The organism is Faecalimonas hominis (assembly GCF_054660755.1).
In genome coordinates this window covers 1-2,986 of record NZ_BAAHSH010000075.1, presented here as the reverse complement: position 1 = coordinate 2,986, position 2,986 = coordinate 1, and the positions used below count along the sequence as shown (strand labels likewise).

Genomic DNA, 2,986 nt, shown 5'->3' with positions numbered 1-2,986 from the left:
GATTTTGCGACACCCCCTTATCAATTTAGTTAAAATGTTTTTGAATGAAAGTGATGAGTTCTGATACGAAATCAGCAGTTACATCATCTTTATCATATTCTTTGTTGTATTCAACAATGTCCAAGGCGGAAATTGGAAGTTCGCCAAGAATACGTTCAAATACATGATAAATCTCAGGAATAGTAAATCCATCGTTTACAGGAACGGAAACGCCCGGAAGTAACTGTGGATTTACAACATCAATATCAAAACTTAAATGAATATGTTTTAAATGAGAAAGATGGGAAATTGCTTCATTTAAGCAGAAGTCCAATCCTTTTTCTTTAATGTCATCATAGGTAAAGTGTTTGATGTTTAATTCTTTTAAAATAACTGCCTCAGGCGGGTCGATATCCCTTAAACCAATGTGGACAATATTTTCCGGTTTTACTTTCGGATTGTCTGTCAAGATTTTGGAAAGGTCTGCTCCGGCAGGACTTAAATTGCCGAGAAGGGCAGAAATCGGCATACCGTGGATATTTCCGCTGGCAGATGTTAAGTCTGTATTAATGTCCGGGTGAGCATCGATCCAAATTAATCCGATATTGTCATACTGTGTAGCAGTTGCCGACACAGTTCCGATAGCGGCGCTATGATCACCTCCGAGAAAAAGTGGTGTATTTCCTTTAGATAAAATGTTATTATAACTGTATTCTGCAATAGAAGTACAAGTTTCAAGAACACTTCTAAAATTTTTCATGTGTGCAGAATTTTCATCAGATACTGATATTTCAGGAATTGTTGTCAGATTCAAAGATGGATTATGTTCGTTCAGATAATCCAAACTATGAACGAGCCCTTTTTCGCCTACACCACAGTGCATAGGACAACCAAATATATTTAACATAGTAATAATAACCTCCGTTTTGTATTAAATATTGATAAGTTATGTTATTATAGCATGGTAAAATTATTATAGCAAGTGAGCCAAAATGCAGTTTATGCGGCGAATTGGGAGGAAAAATGTATTTTATTTCATTATATTTTGATAATAAGACGAACGAACGGATACAGCGGTATATAGATAAAATTGCAAACTGCAGTGGAAATGTGTTTATGACGGAAAATAAAGTGCCACCCCATATTACGGTTTCTTCCTTTGAAATGGGGGAGGAAAGAGAAATTATTGGAAAATTAAGAGAAAATATAGAGGTTTTGTCTAGAGGAGAAGTGATTTGGTGTTCGGTTGGAATGTTCCTGCCTTCAGTTATTTATATTGCACCGGTATTGAATAATTATTTACAAAATTTGTCGAAATTTATTTATAATATTTTTTTACAAACGGGAAATATTTCTGTAAGTCCTTATTATCGTCCCATGCAATGGTTTCCTCATGCGACTGTGGGAAAGAAATTATCAAGAGAAGAGATGATAGGTGCAGTCCGGGCATTACAGGACGAGTTTGGAATGTTCAGGGGAGAAGTGACACATATAGGACTGGCCAAAACAAATCCTTATGAAGAATTGTGGAAAGTGGAATTGAAGTGAATATCAGATTTTGTTACAGGGAGGAATCTTTATGGACGTAATAGAAATTAGTAATTTGACAAAGGACTATGGAAATAATAAAGGAATTTTCGACGTATCTTTTTCCATAAAGCAAGGCGAGTGTGTAGGATTTTTAGGCTCAAACGGAGCGGGAAAAACAACAACAATCAGACACCTTATGGGATTTATTCAATCTGAATGCGGTTCTGCAAAAATACTGGGCATGGACTGTTTTAAAGAGTCGGCTTCCATTCAGGAGAAAATCGGTTATTTGCCGGGAGAAATTGCATTTATGGACAATATGACCGGAGAAGAGTTTATACAGTTTATGGCTAAAATGAAGAATATAAAAGATTTGCATTACGCCAGAGAACTCATCAGTTACTTTAGTATTAACACTAAAGTAAAAATCAAAAAAATGTCTAAAGGAATGAAGCAGAAAATCGGTCTGATTGTTGCCTTTATGCAAAATACACCTATTCTAATTTTAGATGAGGCGACCACCGGTTTAGATCCGCTTATGCAAAACAAATTTATTGAATTGATAAAAAAGGAGAAGGATAAGGGAAAAACGATACTGATGTCATCACATATTTTTGAGGAAATTGAAAATACATGTGACCGAATTGTGATGATAAAAGAAGGACGAATTGTAGCAGATGAAAATATAAATATGATAAAAGGTAATATGAGCAAGCATTACGAAATTATGTTTGCAAATACAGAAGATGCAGTTCATTTTCAAAAGTTATACGCGGACAGTAGTGAAAGGCAGGAAAATGTGGTATATCTGATATCAAATGATAATGTGAATTTATTGCTTTCTGAATTGTGTAAATACGATATAAAAGATATAAATGCAAGGCATCAGACACTTGAAGAACTCTTTTTGAAATATTATGGAGGTAATAAACAATGAGTATTCCATTATTAAAAACCGAATTGAAATCAAACTGCAAAATTATTGTATTATTCTTAGCGACTATTACCATGTATGCCGGAATTATCACAGCCATGTATGATCCGAGCCTGAGTGAAGGAATCAATGAACTTGCTAAAAGCATGCCACAGTTTTTTGCGGCTTTTGGAATGGAGAATCCGGGGACAACATTGTTAGAGTTTTTAAATAACTATTTGTACGGATTTATACTAATACTGATACCTTTTATATACACGATCATAATGTGCTACAAATTGGTGGCTAAGTATATCGACAAAGGGTCTATGGCATATTTGTTAAATACACATTATAGCCGTATGCAAATCATACTGACGCAATTTGTAGTTTTACTGATAGGATTACTTATCTTGATAGGATATGCAACCGGGCTGATCATCGCTGCCAGCGGAATGTTGTTTGAGGGAGAATTGGAGATTACAAAATTCTTATTTTTGAATTTGGGGTTATTCTTACTTGAACTATTTTTGGCCACACTATGTTTTGGTCCTATGTCAAGAT

Annotated in this window: 4 protein-coding genes; 3 read left to right on the top strand and 1 reads right to left on the bottom strand. The window is 34.8% G+C overall.

What is annotated here, in order from left to right; translation table 11 throughout:
• Positions 1–25 precede the first annotated feature (25 nt).
• Positions 26–886 carry an arginase gene (locus ACYQ35_RS11320; RefSeq protein WP_009757484.1) on the bottom strand — a complete coding sequence of 287 codons (861 nt, stop codon included), beginning with the start codon at positions 884–886 and terminating at the stop codon, positions 26–28.
• A 116-nt stretch (positions 887–1,002) separates the two neighbouring features.
• Here ACYQ35_RS11320 and ACYQ35_RS11315 point away from each other — a divergent pair, with 116 nt between their 5' ends.
• The 3 genes from ACYQ35_RS11315 to ACYQ35_RS11305 all read left to right on the top strand — a co-directional run.
• Positions 1,003–1,527 carry a 2'-5' RNA ligase family protein gene (locus ACYQ35_RS11315; RefSeq protein ID WP_009757483.1) on the top strand — a complete coding sequence of 175 codons (525 nt, stop codon included), beginning with the start codon at positions 1,003–1,005 and terminating at the stop codon, positions 1,525–1,527.
• Positions 1,528–1,558: 31 nt separating this feature from the next.
• Positions 1,559–2,446, top strand: coding sequence for an ABC transporter ATP-binding protein (locus ACYQ35_RS11310; protein ID WP_459833631.1), 888 nt, complete (start codon positions 1,559–1,561; stop codon positions 2,444–2,446).
• Positions 2,443–2,986: ABC transporter permease (locus tag ACYQ35_RS11305; protein WP_459833628.1), on the top strand; the 544-nt coding region annotated here is incomplete at its 3' end. The genes ACYQ35_RS11310 and ACYQ35_RS11305, both read left to right, overlap by 4 nt.

Bases quoted from the DNA above. Each gene is read 5' to 3' on its own strand.
- ACYQ35_RS11320 (WP_009757484.1), bottom strand. From the start codon at position 886: ATGTTAAATATATTTGGTTGTCCTATGCACTGTGGTGTAGGCGAAAAA.
- ACYQ35_RS11310 (WP_459833631.1), top strand. From the start codon at position 1,559: ATGGACGTAATAGAAATTAGTAATTTGACAAAGGACTATGGAAATAAT.
- ACYQ35_RS11315 (WP_009757483.1), top strand. From the start codon at position 1,003: ATGTATTTTATTTCATTATATTTTGATAATAAGACGAACGAACGGATA.